Source organism: Magnetospirillum aberrantis SpK, assembly GCF_011022235.1.
Taxonomy (GTDB): Bacteria; Pseudomonadota; Alphaproteobacteria; order Rhodospirillales; family Magnetospirillaceae; genus Magnetospirillum; species Magnetospirillum aberrantis.
On sequence record NZ_JAAIYP010000027.1, the window covers coordinates 55,014 to 71,436 of the forward strand.

At 63.6% G+C, this 16,423-nt stretch carries 20 protein-coding genes; 5 read left to right on the plus strand and 15 right to left on the minus strand.

Translation table 11 applies throughout. From position 1 onward, the window contains the following. Window positions 1–5: 5 nt before the first annotated feature. The 8 genes from recO to rpoZ all read right to left on the minus strand — a co-directional run bounded on the left by recO (window position 6) and on the right by rpoZ (window position 6,803). Window positions 6–722 (minus strand): DNA repair protein RecO, encoded by a 717-nt coding sequence (recO, locus tag G4223_RS04660; RefSeq protein WP_163675704.1) that lies wholly within the window; start codon window positions 720–722, stop codon window positions 6–8. Further along, the gene (locus G4223_RS04665; RefSeq protein ID WP_163675707.1) at window positions 719–928 is read right to left on the minus strand and encodes a hypothetical protein; all 210 of its coding nucleotides are present in this window, start codon (window positions 926–928) and stop codon (window positions 719–721) included. The genes recO and G4223_RS04665 overlap by 4 nt, the downstream gene beginning before the upstream one ends. A 9-nt stretch (window positions 929–937) precedes the next feature. Continuing rightward, complete coding sequence (gene era / locus G4223_RS04670) at window positions 938–1,849, minus strand: GTPase Era (RefSeq protein ID WP_163675710.1); 912 nt, start codon at window positions 1,847–1,849, stop codon at window positions 938–940. Beyond that, complete coding sequence (rnc, locus tag G4223_RS04675) at window positions 1,846–2,532, minus strand: ribonuclease III (protein ID WP_163675714.1); 687 nt, start codon at window positions 2,530–2,532, stop codon at window positions 1,846–1,848. The genes era and rnc overlap by 4 nt, the downstream gene beginning before the upstream one ends. Before the next feature lie 3 nt (window positions 2,533–2,535). After that, complete coding sequence (gene lepB / locus G4223_RS04680) at window positions 2,536–3,279, minus strand: signal peptidase I (RefSeq protein ID WP_163675716.1); 744 nt, start codon at window positions 3,277–3,279, stop codon at window positions 2,536–2,538. Between the two features lie 109 nt (window positions 3,280–3,388). After that, complete coding sequence (locus G4223_RS04685) at window positions 3,389–4,138, minus strand: pyridoxine 5'-phosphate synthase (RefSeq protein WP_163675719.1); 750 nt, start codon at window positions 4,136–4,138, stop codon at window positions 3,389–3,391. 22 nt (window positions 4,139–4,160) lie between these two features. Then, window positions 4,161–6,320: a RelA/SpoT family protein gene (locus G4223_RS04690; protein ID WP_163675722.1), complete on the minus strand. Its 2,160-nt coding sequence runs from the start codon at window positions 6,318–6,320 to the stop codon at window positions 4,161–4,163. A 90-nt stretch (window positions 6,321–6,410) separates the two neighbouring features. Next, entirely contained in the window at window positions 6,411–6,803 is a 393-nt protein-coding gene (gene rpoZ, locus G4223_RS04695) for a DNA-directed RNA polymerase subunit omega (RefSeq protein ID WP_163675725.1), read from the minus strand. A 195-nt stretch (window positions 6,804–6,998) separates the two neighbouring features. Here rpoZ and G4223_RS04700 point away from each other — a divergent pair, with 195 nt between their 5' ends. The 3 genes from G4223_RS04700 to G4223_RS04710 all read left to right on the plus strand — a co-directional run bounded on the left by G4223_RS04700 (window position 6,999) and on the right by G4223_RS04710 (window position 8,727). Then, complete coding sequence (locus G4223_RS04700) at window positions 6,999–7,583, plus strand: LabA-like NYN domain-containing protein (RefSeq protein WP_163675861.1); 585 nt, start codon at window positions 6,999–7,001, stop codon at window positions 7,581–7,583. Beyond that, a complete protein-coding gene (locus tag G4223_RS04705) occupies window positions 7,580–8,230 on the plus strand; it encodes a uracil-DNA glycosylase (protein WP_420844429.1) in 651 nt (216 codons plus the stop codon). Before G4223_RS04700 ends, G4223_RS04705 begins: the two co-directional genes overlap by 4 nt. A gap of 74 nt (window positions 8,231–8,304) precedes the next feature. Further along, the gene (locus G4223_RS04710; protein ID WP_163675728.1) at window positions 8,305–8,727 is read left to right on the plus strand and encodes a bacteriohemerythrin; all 423 of its coding nucleotides are present in this window, start codon (window positions 8,305–8,307) and stop codon (window positions 8,725–8,727) included. 41 nt (window positions 8,728–8,768) lie between these two features. On the opposite strand, the gene G4223_RS04715 is transcribed toward G4223_RS04710, so the two are convergent. Both G4223_RS04715 and G4223_RS04720 read right to left on the minus strand, forming a co-directional pair. Further along, entirely contained in the window at window positions 8,769–10,748 is a 1,980-nt protein-coding gene (locus tag G4223_RS04715) for a diguanylate cyclase domain-containing protein (protein WP_163675731.1), read from the minus strand. 216 nt (window positions 10,749–10,964) lie between these two features. Next, window positions 10,965–12,257: an O-acetylhomoserine aminocarboxypropyltransferase/cysteine synthase family protein gene (locus G4223_RS04720; RefSeq protein ID WP_163675734.1), complete on the minus strand. Its 1,293-nt coding sequence runs from the start codon at window positions 12,255–12,257 to the stop codon at window positions 10,965–10,967. Between the two features lie 167 nt (window positions 12,258–12,424). On the opposite strand from G4223_RS04720, the gene G4223_RS04725 reads away from it, so the two are divergent. Both G4223_RS04725 and G4223_RS04730 read left to right on the plus strand, forming a co-directional pair. Then, window positions 12,425–12,751: an enoyl-CoA hydratase/isomerase family protein gene (locus tag G4223_RS04725; protein ID WP_163675737.1), complete on the plus strand. Its 327-nt coding sequence runs from the start codon at window positions 12,425–12,427 to the stop codon at window positions 12,749–12,751. A gap of 50 nt (window positions 12,752–12,801) precedes the next feature. Further along, window positions 12,802–12,993 carry a DUF6898 family protein gene (locus G4223_RS04730; protein WP_163675740.1) on the plus strand — a complete coding sequence of 64 codons (192 nt, stop codon included), beginning with the start codon at window positions 12,802–12,804 and terminating at the stop codon, window positions 12,991–12,993. Between the two features lie 92 nt (window positions 12,994–13,085). Here the strand turns inward: G4223_RS04730 and G4223_RS04735 are convergent, their stop codons facing one another. From G4223_RS04735 to petA, 5 genes are all read right to left on the minus strand, one after another. After that, window positions 13,086–14,093 (minus strand): inorganic phosphate transporter, encoded by a 1,008-nt coding sequence (locus G4223_RS04735; protein ID WP_163675742.1) that lies wholly within the window; start codon window positions 14,091–14,093, stop codon window positions 13,086–13,088. An 11-nt stretch (window positions 14,094–14,104) separates the two neighbouring features. Continuing rightward, entirely contained in the window at window positions 14,105–14,749 is a 645-nt protein-coding gene (locus tag G4223_RS04740; RefSeq protein ID WP_163675744.1) for a DUF47 domain-containing protein, read from the minus strand. A gap of 83 nt (window positions 14,750–14,832) precedes the next feature. Continuing rightward, window positions 14,833–15,270, minus strand: a complete 438-nt coding sequence (locus G4223_RS04745; RefSeq protein WP_163675746.1) for an NUDIX hydrolase — start codon at window positions 15,268–15,270, stop codon at window positions 14,833–14,835. A gap of 158 nt (window positions 15,271–15,428) precedes the next feature. Next, window positions 15,429–15,743 carry a NifB/NifX family molybdenum-iron cluster-binding protein gene (locus tag G4223_RS04750; protein ID WP_163675748.1) on the minus strand — a complete coding sequence of 105 codons (315 nt, stop codon included), beginning with the start codon at window positions 15,741–15,743 and terminating at the stop codon, window positions 15,429–15,431. A gap of 8 nt (window positions 15,744–15,751) precedes the next feature. Further along, window positions 15,752–16,291 (minus strand): ubiquinol-cytochrome c reductase iron-sulfur subunit, encoded by a 540-nt coding sequence (gene petA, locus G4223_RS04755; protein ID WP_163675750.1) that lies wholly within the window; start codon window positions 16,289–16,291, stop codon window positions 15,752–15,754. Window positions 16,292–16,423 lie beyond the last annotated feature (132 nt).

A 16,423-nucleotide genomic window follows, 5' to 3' on the forward strand; every position in this document is an offset into this window, starting at 1 on the left:
TATTTTCAGGGCCGGAAACGGTCAACCAATCGCGCACGCGCCGCCGGCAACGCCTGATGGTGCGGCGCCAGCACGTGACGGTCGAGAAAAAAGCCGGTCAAGGCCAAGCCATCCCACACCTCGCGCGCCGTCCCCTCGCCGCCCGCCGCCAGGAAACGCGGCAGGGACAACAGCTTGTCGCGATACGGCTCGCCCGCCGAAGCCGACACAGCGCGGCCGCTTTTCGGACTGACGAAGGCCAGATCATCGTTTGCGCCGGTGGCGGCACAGGCCGTCAGATCCAGCCCATAGCCCAAATCGCGCAACAGCGCCAATTCCCAATGCACATAGACGCTGGGCCACACCTCTCCGGCGAGCGCATCCAGGAAAACCACCAGCGCGGCGTGGGCGGCGGCATGCGGCTGGCGTTCGGGCAACGCCACCTCGGCTACGGCACAGGCCGCCGCCAGGGCCGACAGGCGGGCCGGATCGTCGAACACCAAGGCCGCGTGGGCGCGCAGCAGTTCGACCCGGAAACTTCCCAACTGGTCGGCCAGACGAGCCCGCCACGTCACCCGCACCCGGTTGCCGGGTTGCAGCACACCGCGCTTTTCCTTGCCGGTCCCGCCATGGACCAGGGCGGAATGACGGCCATGGGCGGCGGTCAGCACCGACGCCACCACCCCGTTTTCCCCCAGGGGCCGGCAAGCCAGCACGATGCCGTCGTCGACCCAATCCATCACCACAGGCCCCAGACCACCAGCCCGCCCCCGACCGCGGCCAGGATCATGCCGCCAGCGGCGATGGCCACCGCCCAGCGCGCGATGGGCGGCGGATTGGCGAACGCCTCCTCGCTCCAGGCGCCCTTGCGCAAACGGTATTGCAGCACCGCCACCAGCAACAGCGTTCCCAACCACAACAGGATCACGCCGACGCCGTGCATGCTCATGCCGGTTGCCTAAACGTCGAAATCCAGGCCCATCTCGCTGTAATGCGAGCGCCGGTCCTGCCAGTCTTCCTTGACCTTGACGTGCAGGAACAGATGGACCCGACGCTCCAGAAGCGCCTCCAACTCCTCGCGCGCGGCGGCGCCGATGGCCTTGATCTGGTGGCCGCCCTTGCCCACCACGATAGCCTTTTGGCTTTCGCGCTGAATGAAGATGACCTGATCGATGCGGGCGGAACCGTCGGGGCGTTCCTCCCAATTCTCGGTTTCGACGGTCAACGCATAAGGCAGTTCCTCGTGCAGCTTGAGGAACGCCTTTTCGCGGGTGATCTCGGCCGCCAGCATGCGCTGCGGCAAATCCGAGACCTCGTCCTCGGGGAACATCCACGGCCCCAGCGGCGTGCGTTCGGTCAACACCTCCAGCAACGGAGCCAGCCCGTCCCCCTTGAGCGCGGAGATCATGAAGACGTCGGTGAACAATCCTTCCGCGTGCAAACGTGCCGCCAGTTCCAGAAGCTTTTCCTTCTTGACCGCGTCCACCTTGTTCAACACCAGCACCGCCTGGCGCTTGGCTTCCTTCAGTTTCTCGACGATGGCCCGCGTGTCGTCGTCATAGCCGCGATGGGCATCGACCAGCAGGCACACCAGATCGGCGTCCGAGGCGCCGTTCCAGGCGGCGGCCACCATGGCCCGGTCAAGCCGGCGGCGCGGCTGGAAGATGCCGGGGGTGTCGACCAGGATGACCTGGGCGGGACCTTGCATCAGGATGCCCAGCACGCGGAACCGCGTGGTCTGGACCTTGGGCGAGACGATGGAGACCTTGGTTCCCACCAGCGCGTTGACCAACGTGGACTTGCCGGCGTTGGGCGCGCCGACGATGGCCACGTAGCCACATCGCCTCTCGTTTTCGGGAACCTCGGTCATTTCTTCACGTTCTCCAGCATCTGGGCGGCGGCGGCCTGTTCCGCCGCGCGTTTGGACGGCCCTTGGGCGGTAACCGTCTCGACACCCTCCACCTCGACCGCGACACTGAACAGCGGTTCATGCGGCGGCCCCTCGGTGCCGACCGTAACATAAACCGGCAGCTTCTTGCCTCGCCCTTGCGCCCATTCCTGAAGCGCGGTCTTGGCGTCCTTGGGCGGCGCGTGCGCCTCGTCCATCAGGGGCGTCCACATGGAGCGCACGAAATCCTGGGCCACCGCGAAACCGGCATCGGCGAACAGGGCGCCGATCATCGCCTCGCAAGCGTCGGCCAACAGACCGGGATTGGCCCGCCCGCCAGCGTCTTCCTCGCCACGCGAAAGCACCAGATGGTCCGGCAATCCGATAATCAGGGCGACGCGGGCCAGGGCCTCGCGGCACACCAAGGCGGCGTGACGGCGAGCCAAGGCACCTTCGGCTTCACCGGGAAAGCGGTGAAACAGCATGTCGGCAACCACCAGCCCCAACACCCGGTCGCCCAGGAATTCCAGACGCTCGTAGGGGGTGGCGCGGCGCGGCGCGCGGCCATGCACCACCGACGGATGGGTCAGCGCCTGGGTCAAAAGGCCGGGGTCGGCGAAACGATGTCCCAGCCGCCGAGCCAGTTCTTGCAGCCGGGCCGCCATGGGTCAACCGACCCCCGACAACAGCCGCGAGAAGCGGATGGCCCAGGGCCAGCGCCAGAACTCCCACAACGCCGCCGAACCATCGGTCGAGAAGAAGATCACCTCGGCCCGGCCGACCAGATTGGCGGCGGGAACGTAACCCACTTCGTTCAGGAAACGGGAATCGGCCGAATTGTCGCGGTTGTCGCCCATCATGAAGTAATGACCAGCCGGCACAACGTATTCCGGGGTGTTGTCGGCCATGCCGTTGTCGCCGGCATATTCGATGACGCGGTGCTGGCGTCCGCCCGGCAGGGTCTCGATATATTGCGGCGCGCGCATGATGTTGCCTTCGCGCGTCATCTCGACGAAATCCTCGATACGCTCGCGCTGCACCGCCTCGCCGTTGATGTGCAGGACGCCGGCGACCACCTGGATGCGGTCGCCGGGCAAACCGACCACGCGCTTGATGTAGTCGATCTTGTTCTCGGGCGGCTTCTTGAACACCACCACGTCGCCACGCTCGGGCATCTTCTCCAGGATGCGGCCGCCGTTGGGGCCGACGCTGAAGGGCATGGAATGGCGAGAATAGCCGTAGGCGTATTTCGACACGAACAGATAGTCGCCAACCAGCAACGTCGGAATCATCGATCCCGAGGGAATGTTGAACGGTTCGAACGCCACGGTTCGTACCACGCCGGCGATCAGCATGGCGTAGAACACCGTCTTGATGGTTTCCCAAGCGCCGGTGGGTTTCCCTCTGGACATAAAAAGCGCGTCCTAACTTATTGATTCGGCGGAATCGGCCGGTACGGCCGCCGCTCGTTCGATCCGCGCGAGCAAACCAGCCCACACCGCCGCTGTCAAGCCACAGCCGTCAGACGGCACCCGCACCACGTCGTGCCTCGTCCATCAGCGCCCGCATGTGGCGGATCGACGCCTCGAAGCCGACGAAGATCGCCTCGCCCACCAGGAAGTGGCCGATGTTGAGCTCGCGGATCGAGGCGATGGCGGCGATGGGCTTGACCGTGTCGAAGGAAAGCCCGTGACCGGCATGGCATTCCAGGCCGATGGCGGCGGCATGGCCGGCGGCGGTGACGATGCGCGCCAGTTCGGCGTCGCGCGCCGCGCCTTCCTGGTCGCAATAGGCGCCGGTGTGCAGTTCCACCACCGGCGCGCCAATGGCCCTGGAAGCGTCCAACTGGCGCGGGTCGGGCTCGATGAACATGGAGACGCGGATGCCGGCCTCCGTCAGCCTGGCCACCATGGGGCGCAGCCGCTCGACCTGTCCTGCCACGTCCAGGCCGCCCTCGGTGGTGCGTTCCTCGCGCTTCTCAGGGACGATGCAGGCAGCGTGCGGACGATGGCGCAGGGCGATGGCCACCATTTCGTCGGTGGCCGCCATCTCTAGATTCAGCGGCAACTGGATCTCGTTGGACAGGCGGGCGATGTCGCTGTCGGAAATATGGCGCCGATCCTCGCGCAGATGGGCGGTGATGCCGTCGGCGCCGGCGGCGGCGGCCAGATGGGCGGCACGGACAGGATCGGGATGACGGCCGCCGCGGGCGTTGCGGATGGTCGCCACGTGATCGATGTTGATGCCGAGACGCAAGGTGCGCGCGGTCATGCTCTGGTCTCTCCTGAACAGGTCAGTTGCGGGCGCGTTCGACCGAATTGATCGCCGGCGTGGCGCGAAGCGCGGCGATGATGTTGGTCAGGTGCTTCACGTCCCGCACTTCGATGTCGAGGATCATCTCGAAGAATTCCGTGGTGCGGTTGGTGATCTTGAGATTGATGATGTTGCCCATGTTCTTGGCGATCAACGTGGTGATCGCCCCAAGCGCGCCGGGTTCGTTGTTCACCACCAGATCGACGCGGCCCACATGGACGCTGCTTTCCCCCGCTTCCCAGCTGATATCCAGCCAGCGTTCGGGGGTGTTGGCGTATTGTTCGAGGTTGTCGCAGTCGATGGTGTGGACGGTGACGCCCTTGCCAGTGGTGACGATGCCGACGATGCGGTCGCCGGGCAACGGATGGCAGCATCCGGCGAAATGCACCGCCATGCCGGGAATCAAACCCTTGATGGGAACGGCGTTGGCGCGGTCCTTGGCCGGCACCGGCGGCTTGCCCTTGGCCAGGGCGACGACGTTGGTGTCGGGGCGCTGCGCGGTCTTGAGCTCGGGATAGACCTGGGCGACCACGTCCTTGCCGGTCAGCGACCCCTCGCCCACCATGGCGACAAGGTCGTCGACCGTCGGCGCCTTGAAGAACTTGATGACGCCCTCGGCGCCCTTTTCGGTGAATTCGTATCCTTCCTGGCGGAAGGCGCGCACCAGAATGGCCCGCCCCAAATCGACGTATTGCGCACGCTGTTGGGTGCGGACGAAACGGCGGATGCGGGCGCGGGCCTTGCCGGTGACGACGAAACGTTCCCAGGTTGGGCTGGGCGTCTGCGCCTTCGAGGTGATGATCTCGACCTGGTCGCCGTTCTGAAGCCGCGAGCGGAGCGGCATGATGCGGCCATTGATCTTGGCGCCCACGCAGGTATCGCCGACATCCGAGTGCACCGCATAGGCGAAATCCACCGGCGTCGCCCCGGACGGCAACGCAATCAGGTCGCCCTTGGGGCTGAAACAGAACACCTGGTCCTGGAACATCTCGAGCTTGGTGTGCTCAAGGAATTCGTCGGGATTCGAGGCGTGTTCGAGGATGTCCAAAAGCTCGCGCAGCCAGCGGTACTGGCGGCCATCGGTGACCTTTTGGTTGGAATTGCCCGCAGACTTGTATTTCCAATGGGCGGCCACGCCCAGTTCGGACACCTCGTGCATCTCGTGGGTGCGGATCTGCACCTCGATGCGATGGCGTTCGGGGCCGAACACCCCGGTATGCAACGAACGATAGCCATTGGGTTTCGGCGTCGAGATGTAATCCTTGAAGCGGTTCGGCACCATCGGATACTTGGAATGGATCACGCCAAGCGCGCGATAACAATCCTCGATGGACGGAACGGCGACACGGAAAGCCATGATGTCGGACAATTGCTCGAACCCGACATTCTTGCGCTGCATCTTGAGCCAGATGGAATAAGGCGTCTTTTCACGCCCCGAGACGGTGGCCTCGACCCCCGCCTCTTCCAGGGTCTTGCGCAATTCCTCGAGGATGCGGCCGATCAGGTCGCCGCCTTGTTCGCGCAGGAAGTTCAGACGCGCGATGATCGAGGAACGGGCCTCACCGTGCAATTCGGTGAACGCCAGATCCTCAAGCTCCATCTTGATCTCCTGCATGCCGATTCGTTCGGCAAGCGGCGCGTAGATCTCCATGGTTTCAAGCGCGATGCGGCGGCGCTTTTCCGGCTTTTGGATGTAATGCAGCGTGCGCATGTTGTGCACGCGGTCGGCCAGCTTGACCAGCAGGACGCGAATGTCCTCGCTCATGGCGATGACCAGCTTGCGCAGGTTTTCGGCCTGCTTGGCGTGGTCGGACTGCATCTCGATGCGCGACAGCTTGGTGACGCCATCGACAAGACGGGCGATCTCCGAGCCGAACAACTTGTCGATGTCCTCCAGCGTCGCCGGAGTGTCCTCGATGGTGTCGTGCAACAGCGCGGTGATGATGGACGACGAATCCAACCGGTACTTGGTCAGGATTCCAGCCACTTCGATGGGATGCGAGAAATAAGGGTCGCCAGAAGCACGCTTCTGCGAGCCATGCATCTTCATGGCGAAGACGTAGGCGCGGTTGATGGCGTCTTCGTCCGCGTTGGGATCGTAGGACTTGACCCGCTCGACCAGTTCGAATTGGCGCATCATGGTCTGTTCATCCTGCCGGGCGCGCCGCTTTCCGGGCAAGGTCGGGGGCGGCACAAGGCGATCGCCTCACCACGACCGCCCCCTTGACACTTACTCTTCGATGTCGCCGCCGAAGCCGTCGGCATCGAAATCGGCGCCACCATCGGAAACGGTCAGGCCATCCTCGATGACCTCTTCCTCGGACGCGATGTTCTCGAAAGCCATGTCGCCGTCGGGCATGAAGGATTCCATCTCGTCCTCCTCCGGCTCGTCAACCTCGACATGCTTTTGCAGGCCCGAAACCAGACTGTTGCGCAGGCCGTCCAACGGAACGGTGTCGTCGGCGATTTCACGCAACGCCACCACCGGGTTCTTGTCGTTGTCGCGCTCGACGGTCAGCTTGCTGCCCGAGGAGACGTCGCGAGCCCGCTGGGCGGCGATCAGAACCAGTTCGAACCTGTTCGGAACCTTCAATACGCAGTCTTCTACCGTAACGCGCGCCATAGAACGTCCTTTGATGAATGCGTCCGCGAAAAGAGTCCTGCTTATATATTGCCGCCAGCGGCGAAAGCAAGCACTCACGACGAATGACAGCCCCTTGCCCCTTGCGGGTCAAAGACACAGGGCCTAGGTTAGCACCATTGTCGCCGCCAGGGTCACCCCGGCTTCATTGTTTCCAAAAACATGAGTACCGCCATCATGCATTTCTACGATTCCGAACGGATCGGCCTGTTCATCGACGGCTCGAACCTTTACGCCGCCGCCCGTGCCCTGGGCTTCGACATCGACTACAAGAAACTTTTGAACCTGTTCGCGTCGAAGGGCCGGCTGATCCGCGCCTTCTATTACACCGCGCTGATCGAGGATCAGGAATATTCGCCCATCCGGCCATTGGTCGACTGGCTCGACTACAACGGCTTCACCATGGTCACCAAGCCGACCAAGGAATTCACCGACGCCATGGGCCGGCGCAAGATCAAGGGCAACATGGATATCGAGTTGGCCATCGACGTCATGGAGATGGCCCAACATCTGGATCACGTGGTGCTGTTCTCGGGTGACGGCGACTTCCGCCGGCTGGTCGAGGCGGTGCAGCGCAAGGGCGTGCGCGTCACCGTGGTCTCGACCGTACGCTCGCAGCCGCCCATGGTCGCCGACGAATTGCGCCGCCAGGCCGACACCTTCCTGGAGCTTCTGGAACTGGAGGCGCAGATCGCACGCGCCTATCCCGCCCGCGACGACCGTCCCCAGAACGATTACCCCGAGGACGAGGACCTGATGTGACCCCGCTGCCCGCCACCCCGGCCGTCCCCGGCCGCGACTGCGCCCTGTGCCCCCGTCTGGTGGAGTTTCGCACCAACAACCGTGCCGCTTGGCCCGATTGGCACAACGCTCCGGTTTCCTCCTTCGGCGAGTTGTCGGCGCGTTATCTGTTCATCGGTCTGGCGCCCGGCCTCAAGGGTGCCAACCGCACCGGACGCCCGTTCACCGGCGACTATGCCGGCGACTTGCTTTACCCCACCCTGGCCGCCTTCGGGTTGGCTCAGGGCAGCTATGGCGCACGACCCGACGACGGTTTCGTGCTGAACGGCGCCCGCATCAGCAACGCCGTGCGCTGCGTCCCGCCGCAGAACAAGCCGGAGCGCGCCGAGTTTTCCGCCTGTCGCCCGTTCCTGGTGTCGGAAATGGAGGCCATGCCCAATTTGCGTGGATTGTTCGCCATCGGCCGCGACGCTCACGAGGCGGTGATGACGGTGCTGGGGTTGCGCAAGGTACTCTATCCCTTCGCCCACGGCACCGTCCACCAGCTTCCCAACGGTTTGGTGCTGGCCGACAGCTACCATTGCTCGCGCTACAACACCAATACCGGCCGGTTGACCGAAGCCATGTTCCATCAGGCGATACGCAACCTTCTGGACGCCACCGCATAGATCGTTTGCTATAAGGGTTTAACCGAATCTTGACCGGATGGTGCCAGCATGGACGTCTTCAGGAAGGAGGCGCCATGACTGTTTCCCGCATTGAATGGAGCGACGAGTTCAAGCTGGGCCTGCCGGCCATCGACGCCGAGCACAAGGATCTGCTCGACGTGTGCAACCTCTTCCTGGAGGCGGTGGAAGCCGGCCAATCCGTCGCCGCCCTGGCGCAGGTTCTGGACAACATGATCTTGCGCACCCGCGCCCACTTCCTGGCCGAGGAGCGACTGTTGGACCGGCACGGCTATCCCGGTCTGGTTGCCCACAGGACCGAGCACGAACGTCTGCTGTTGCAGGCGGAAGCGTTGAAAGCGCGCTACACCGACGCCGCCCAGGCCGAGGAAATCGCCAACCTGACCTCCGAAACGGCGCATTTCCTGCAAACTTGGCTGTTGGACCACATCCGCACCAACGATCGCCCCTATCGGCCGTTCCTGATGAGCCTGTCCTGACACTGGAGCCGATGTCCCGGTGAGTGCCGGGACAATCGGAATCACAGCTCGGGCGCGGCCACTCCGACCATGGAGACCGGACACGATCCGGTGTCGACGAACTCGAAATTGTTCTTGCCGCTCTTCTTCACGCTGTACATGGCGGCGTCGGCCAATTGCAACAGAACCGCGCCGTCGGTGGCATGTTCGGGGAACAGCGCGATGCCAATCGAGGCGCACACGCTGGCCTCTCGGCCATCCAGGTCGAAAGGCGTGCCCAGGCGTTCAAGGATTTTCGCCGCCACCACCGCCACGTCGTCGTGGTTGCGCACCCCCCACAGGATACAGGTGAACTCGTCACCGGCCAGTCGCGCCACGGTGTCGGACGCGCGCATGCATTCCGTCAACCGTGCCGCCGTCTGCTGAAGCAGGATGTCGCCGGCCGCGTGCCCCAACGTGTCGTTGACCGCCTTGAAGCCGTCAAGGTCAAGGAACATCAGGGCGAATTTCTTGTTCTCGCGCCGGCTCTGGCGCACGGTCTGGTTCAGGCGGTCCAGGAACAATGCCCGGTTGGGAAGGCCGGTCAGGGCATCGTAATTGGCCTGCCGCCACACCCGTTCCTCGTCTTCCTTGCGGTGGGTGATGTCCGAGAAAATCGCGATGTGATGGGTGGGGTTGCCATCGTCATCCTTGATGGCGACGATGCTCAGCCACTCGGCATAGAACTCGCCCGACTTGCGGCGGTTCCAGATTTCGCCGCGCCACCGCCCCGTGGCACGAATTTCCGTCCACATGTCGCGATAGAAGTCGGCGTCGTGCCGCCCAGATTGCAGCATCCGGGGATTGGCGCCGATCACGTCCTCGGGGCGATATTCGGTGATGGCGGTGAAGGCCGGGTTGACGTATTCGATCTGGTTGCGGATGTTGGTGATGACCACCGCCTCGGACGCGCTTTCCACCACCTTGGCGGTCAGGCGCAGCCGCTCCTGCGCCGCCTTCATGGCCGAAATGTCGTAGACCCAGGCCAGGTTGACCCCCTCGCCCTCGACACGGGTGGCGCGCAGGGTCAAAAGGCTCCAGAACGCCGTGCCGTCGCGACGGCGGAACTCCACCTCGCGGTCGTCGATGTGACCTTGCACCTTCAGGATGTCGATGATGCGGCGACGTTGATCGTCGTCGACGAAATGGTTGCGGGCCGGTTCGCCCACCACGTCCTCGCGCCGGGCACCGATGATCTCGCAAAAGCGGCGGTTGGCGAACAGCACCCGCCCGTCGGCGCGGCGGGATGCCGACACGCCGATGGGGCTTTCCTCAAGGATCTTCCACAAGCGTTCCTCGGACTCGCGCAATCCCCGTTCGGCGGCGGCGCGTTCCTCGATGTCGGCCTTGATGCGGGCCACCATGGGCTGGAACACCCCGGCCGCCGAAACCACCAGAAGCGCCAGGATCACCACCAGCGCCGCGCCATGCAAGGCGGACAACCGCACCAGCCGCTCGTCGTTCTCGGCCAGATAAAGCGCGGTCAGCCGTTCCAACGCATCAAGCAAAGGCCCGGAAGCCGCGGCGTTGACCGCGACAAGGTCGAGGTCGCGGGCATTGGGCGCGGCGGGAAAACGCGCGACGATGGCTCGCGCCGCGCCGGCAAAAGCCCGCACCTGGGCGTCCACGTTGCCGTCAGGACCGAAATAAAGCGCGTTCAGCCGTTCCGATGGCGGTTTGGGAGCACGTAGTTCCGGCAGACCGGCCAGCAAACCGGTATGGGCGGATTCCAACTGGTTGACGGCGTCCACCAACGCCCGCTCGGCCGCCTGCCGTTCCTCGCCGGCCGACAAGGCCGACAGGCGCGTCGCCAGATAGGCGATGCGCTGAACCAGGACGCGCTGACCACCGGCCACGCTGACCAACGTGGTACCGCTTTCCGCATCCATGACGATGCGGGCCAGCCCAAGAAAAGACGCGATCGCCAGCCCACCCAACACCGCCAGGACGGCGACGTAGCGGATGGTCAAATCCCTGGTGATCTTCTCTCCGCTATCTGCCATGGCGTTTCCGAAAGATCCGCGTCCGCTGGTTGCGGCTTCTCCCATTCGGTTTAGCACGCCGCCGCCATCCTGGCGACAACGCAAATATCACCCCTCCCAATTGGGAAAGGGAGCAGGTTGTGCGGGACGTTGTCAGCAATCTGAGCCCCGCCGTTTCGGCGGGGCTTTTGATTTTGATCGGGGCGGCTTTGACGGTTTTCCGCCCCGATTATGTTCTTAGGCCTTGTCCAATGCCTGGGACAGGTCGGCGATGATGTCGTCGATGTGTTCGATACCGATGGACAGACGGACATAGCCGGGGGTGACGCCGGTCGCCAGTTGATCTTCGGTGGACAATTGCGAATGGGTGGTGCTGGCCGGGTGGATGGCCAGGGAACGGGCGTCGCCGATGTTGGCGACATGGTAGAACAGCTCCAGGGCGTCGATGAAACGCTTGCCAGCCTCGACCCCGCCCTTGAGCTCGAAACCGAGCAGGGCGCCGTAACCGCCCTTGAGAGTGGCGTCGGCGCGGCGGCGGTCCTCGCCGCTTTGTTGGCTGGGATGGATGACCGACACCACCTTGGGATGGGTCGCCAGGAATTCGGCGACCTTGATGGCGTTCTCGTTATGGGCACGAATGCGCAGCGGCAAGGTTTCCAGGCCTTGAATGGTCTGGAAGGCGTTGAACGGGCTGGTGGCGGCACCGACGTCGCGCAGCAACGTGACGCGGGCGCGCAGGATGTAGGCGATCGGTCCCAGCGGCTTGACGGCCTGGGTCCACACCGCGCCGTGATAGCTGGGATCGGGTTCGTTCAACAGCGGGAAGCGCTTGGCGTTCTTCTCCCAATCGAAACGGCCGGAATCGATGATGGCGCCGCCAATCGAAGTGCCATGGCCGCCGATATACTTGGTGGTCGAGTAAACGACGATGTGGGCGCCCAGTTCCAACGGCTTGGCGATGATCGGGGCGGCGGTGTTGTCGATGATCAGGGGCACGCCCACCTGGTCGGCCAGCTTGGCGACCTCGGCGATGGGGAAGACCCGCAATTTGGGATTGGGCAAGGTTTCGGCGTACCAGGCGCGGGTACGTTCGTCGGTGGCCCGTACGAAGGCTTCGGGGTCGGCCGGATCGACGAAGCGGGCTTCGATGCCGAATTGTTTGAACACGTTGGCGAACAGGTTCCAGGTGCCGCCGTAAAGGTCGGTCGAGGTGACGAAGTTGTCACCGCTTTGCGCCACGTTCAAAATGGCGAAGGTGCTGGCCGCCTGACCGGACGACACCGCCAGCGCCGCGACGCCGCCTTCCAGGGCGGCCAGACGCTGTTCCAGCACGTCGGTAGTCGGGTTCATGATGCGGGTGTAGATGTTACCCAGTTCCTTGAGGGCGAACAAATTTCCGGCGTGTTCTGCGTCGCGGAACTGATACGAAGTGGTCTGATAAATCGGCACGGCGACGGCGTTAGTGGTCGGGTCGCTGCGGTAACCGGCGTGGAGCACCAGGGTTTCGGGATGGACACTCTTCACGGACATGCTTGGTCTCCTGTTATTAGAGCGCGCTAATCTTCGTCGGGCGCGACCACGAGAGGGGGACAGAGTTATTCCGAACGATTATGTTGGCAAATTGAAAAATTTCACACAGAAAATTTGATGTCAATAATCATATTCCATGAAAATAGTGGATTATAGCGGGAAGCGAGATGGAGACCGTGTTTTTACGTTCAGGCGGATTGGGGATCGTCCGATTGAACCGTCCACAAGTGCTTAACGCGTTGGGACCTTCGCAGTTTCCGGCCATTCATGCCCAATTGCGCGCCTGGGGTTCGGATTCGTCTGTCGGGGCGGTGATCATCGAGGGAAGTGGCCAGGCGTTCTGTGCCGGTGGTGACATCAAGGCGGTTTGGCAGGCGCGGAACCAAGGAAATCATGACGCCAATCGGGCATTGTTCGCTGCCAGAATATCGTCTGGATCGCGCGCCGCGCTGGGATCCATCGACATTGGCGAAGGTGACGTCCGAAGACGTTGACCGTTTTTTTCATCCGGTGGAGGATGAACTGAGTTTCGAGGAGTGTCCTGATGGCCGCGCGTGAGGTTTTGTTCGAATTCCGCCAGATTGGCGCGTACGTCAAGGTTTCGGCCATCGACGCGGCCACCGCGACCGAGGTGTCCATTGTCGGCGACGCCAGCGCTGGAACGGCGCGTCTCAAGCAGACAGCTCTGCGCAAGCTGGAATACGTGTTGGCGAAACAGCAACCGCCCGGACGGTGAACATAAAAGAAAGCCCCCACCAAGGGCGAGGGCTTTCCGCAATCTGAGCCGCGTCGGAAACGACGCGCCCTTTGGTTTTGCCGCGCGGAGGTTCAGCGCAGAACGGTGATGAGCCAATAGGACCCGGCACCGATGATGCCGGCGGCGGGAATGGTGAAAATCCATGCCCACACGATGTTGGCAGCCAGTCCCCAGCGCACCGCCGATGCCCGCCGCGCCGACCCCACGCCGACGATGGCGCCGGTGATGGTATGGGTGGTGGAGACCGGAATGCCCAGGTAGGTGGCGCCGAACAGGGTCATGGCGCCGGCGGTTTCGGCACAGAAACCTTGGAACGGCTTGAGATCGGTGATCTTGGACCCCATGGTCCTGACGATGCGCCAGCCCCCCATCAGCGTGCCCAGACCCATGGCCACCTGAGAGGCGATGATGACCCAGAAGGGGACGTGGAATTCGCCGCCCAGATGGCCCTGGCTGTACAGCAGCACGGCGATGATGCCCATGGTCTTCTGGGCGTCGTTGCCGCCGTGTCCCAGGGAGTAGAGCGCCGCCGAGATCAGTTGCAGGTGGCGGAACCCACGGTCCACCAGGAACGGTGTCGCCCGGCGCAACGCCCACGACAGCACCGCCATCAGGATGATGGCCAAGACGAAGCCGGTGACCGGCGAGCCGACGATGGCCACCGAGGTCTTGACGAAGCCGGCGGTGGCCAATCCGTCCAATCCCGCCTTGGAGATGCCGGCCCCGGCCAGGCCGCCGATCAGGGCGTGCGAGGACGACGACGGAAAGCCCAGCCACCAGGTGAACAGGTTCCAGCCGATGGCCCCCATCAACGCCGCCAGGATGACGTATGGGTCGATGACCGATGGTTCAACGATGCCGGTGCCGACGGTCTTGGCCACATGCAATCCGAAGAACAGGAAGGCGATGAAGTTGAAGAAGGCCGCCCACGCCACAGCGTAGGCCGGTGGCAGCACGCGCGTGGAAACCACCGTGGCGATGGAGTTGGCCGCGTCGTGCAGGCCGTTGATGAAGTCGAAGGCCAAGGCCACCAGGATGATGGCGATCAGCGCGGGAATGGAAAGGGTTACGGCGTCCATGGACGGGCGGCCTATACGTGGTCGAGAACGATGCCTTCGATCAGGTCGGCGACGTCGTCGCACCGGTCGGTGACCGCTTCCAGCATCTCGTACACCTCCTTGGCACCCAAGAAGGCGATGGTGGTCGGCTGTTCGGCGATCAGGGCGGACAAACCCTGGTGAAGGGCGGTGTCCGCCTCGCTTTCGATGCGGCCGATGCGCTCACACAATTGGGTGATGCGGACCACGTTCTTGTCGACGTTGGACAACAGCGGAATCGCCTCGGCCAGCATCTTGGCGCCTTCTTGGATCTGGCGTGCCAGTTCCAGCATGTGCGGCGTGAAGCGCTCGATGCGATAGAGCAGGGCGTGGCGGCCGACATCCTCGATCAGGTCGACGGTATCGTCCTGGGCGGTGATCAGGGCGTGGATGTCGGAGCGGTCGAACGGCGTGATGAACGCCCGATGCAGCGCCATCAGGGTTTCGCGGGCGATGGTGTCTGCTTGCTTTTCGATGACGCGGATGTCCTCGAACCGCGCTTCGCGCTCTTCGGGCGGTGCCTGTATCATGGCGATCAGCGCGCCCGAGGCGGCGACCAGACGTTCGGCGTGGGCTGCGAAATTTTCAACGAACCGTTCTTCCCTGGGCATCAGGGCACGGATGAACTTCAAGGCCATGGGAACCCCATCCTCTGTAACGCGGCTGTCATATATCACAGGGAATGGCTGCGCGTCTTCTTTTCAGGCGCGACGCAGGCATGTCAATTGAAGCGGCCGCCGAAATCCAGCAGAACGCGGACCAATCCGGGTTCCGTGACCATCATCGCCGCTTCGCCCGGCGTCATCCAGCGGCGTTCGCGCTGGTCCTTTTCCGGCCACGCCGTCAGCTCGTGCGTTACCTCAAGCAGGTAGACACGGACCGTGCACGGCACCTCGCGCCCGTCCTTCAGGCGCTTGAAGCTGTCGAATTGGGCAAAGGCGGTCTTGAACACGGTGCCGACCAGCCCGGCTTCTTCATAGGCTTCGGTTTCCGCCACCTGATGCGGGGACAGTTTCCGTTCCGGCTGCCCCTTGGGCAGAATCCACCTCTTGGTCTCGCGGCTGGTGACCAGGAGAACCAGGGGATGGCCGTCCTCGATCCGGTAAGGCAGGGCCGCGTACTGGATCAGGGGCTTTTTCTTGCGTTCCGCCTTAGGCATACGTCCACTTCATACCCGTCGCGATGGCGACCAAGGGGCGTGTTTGTGACAGTTTTGTTACGGCGGTGCAAGCATAAGCGCGCGCATCCCCTCTCCGTCGCGCACTATAGCGGCAACGGCGGCGAAGCGCTCGTGTCCTTTGGTCGGAGGGGGAACGATCAACTTCTGGAGAGGAAAGCCTCCACGGCGCGTTCGGGGGATCGTTCGCAGGTGGTGACCAGACGCACGCCGTGCTGGCTCAGACGCTGGGCCAGTCCACCTTTTGCGCTGGCGGCGATGACCACGTCCACGCTGTAAAGGGGGTGGTCGGCGTCGGGATAGGCGCAGTTCAGGATCATTTCCCGCGGCAGGGTCAGGGCCGCCATCTGTCGCGGCGGGCTTTTGTCCGTGACCTCGAACATCAGGAAACGGTTGGTCTTGCCGGGATGGGCGGTGACGGTCTGCCCGTTCAGGCTGCTGACGGCGATTTTCATTGAAATGTTCAACCCAGGCGGATGACGGCTTCGGACAGGAACTGATAGGGCGGCACCGGCAGGTTCAGTGGCGCGGGCCCCTTGCGGATGCGGCCCGAGGTGTCGTAGTGCGATCCGTGGCACGGACAGAACCAGCCGGCGTAATCGCCCCTGGGATCACCGGGCTTTTGCCCCAGCGGCACACAGCCGAGATGGGTGCACACGCCCTCGACCACCAGCCATTGCGGTTGCTGAACCCGGCTGGCATCGGCTTCCCGGTGGCGCAGGTCGGCGCTGTCCTCGGATTGGGCCCGTTCGATTTCCGCCACGCTGCGGTGGCGGATGAAGACCGGTTTGCCCCGCCAGGAGACGGTGATCGCCATGCCCTCGGCGACGGTGGAAATATCCACTTCGATGCTTCCCACCGCCAAAGTGTCGGCGGCCGGGTTCAGACTGCCGAGGAAGGGAATCAGGGCGGCGGCGGTGCCCACGGCGGCGGTCGCGGTGGTGGTCCACACCAGGAAGTCGCGGCGGGTGGAATCGACGGGATAGGTGACGGTGTCGCTCATCGGATGTCCTCGTGCGGGACGAATAATACCCGAGCAGTAAGCGCGGATATTTCCGCCTCGGCAACGACAATTCGCAAGGGCGCGCGATGGGGATGGCGGCTTTCACCCCCTGGTTTGACAGCGGTCAATGTG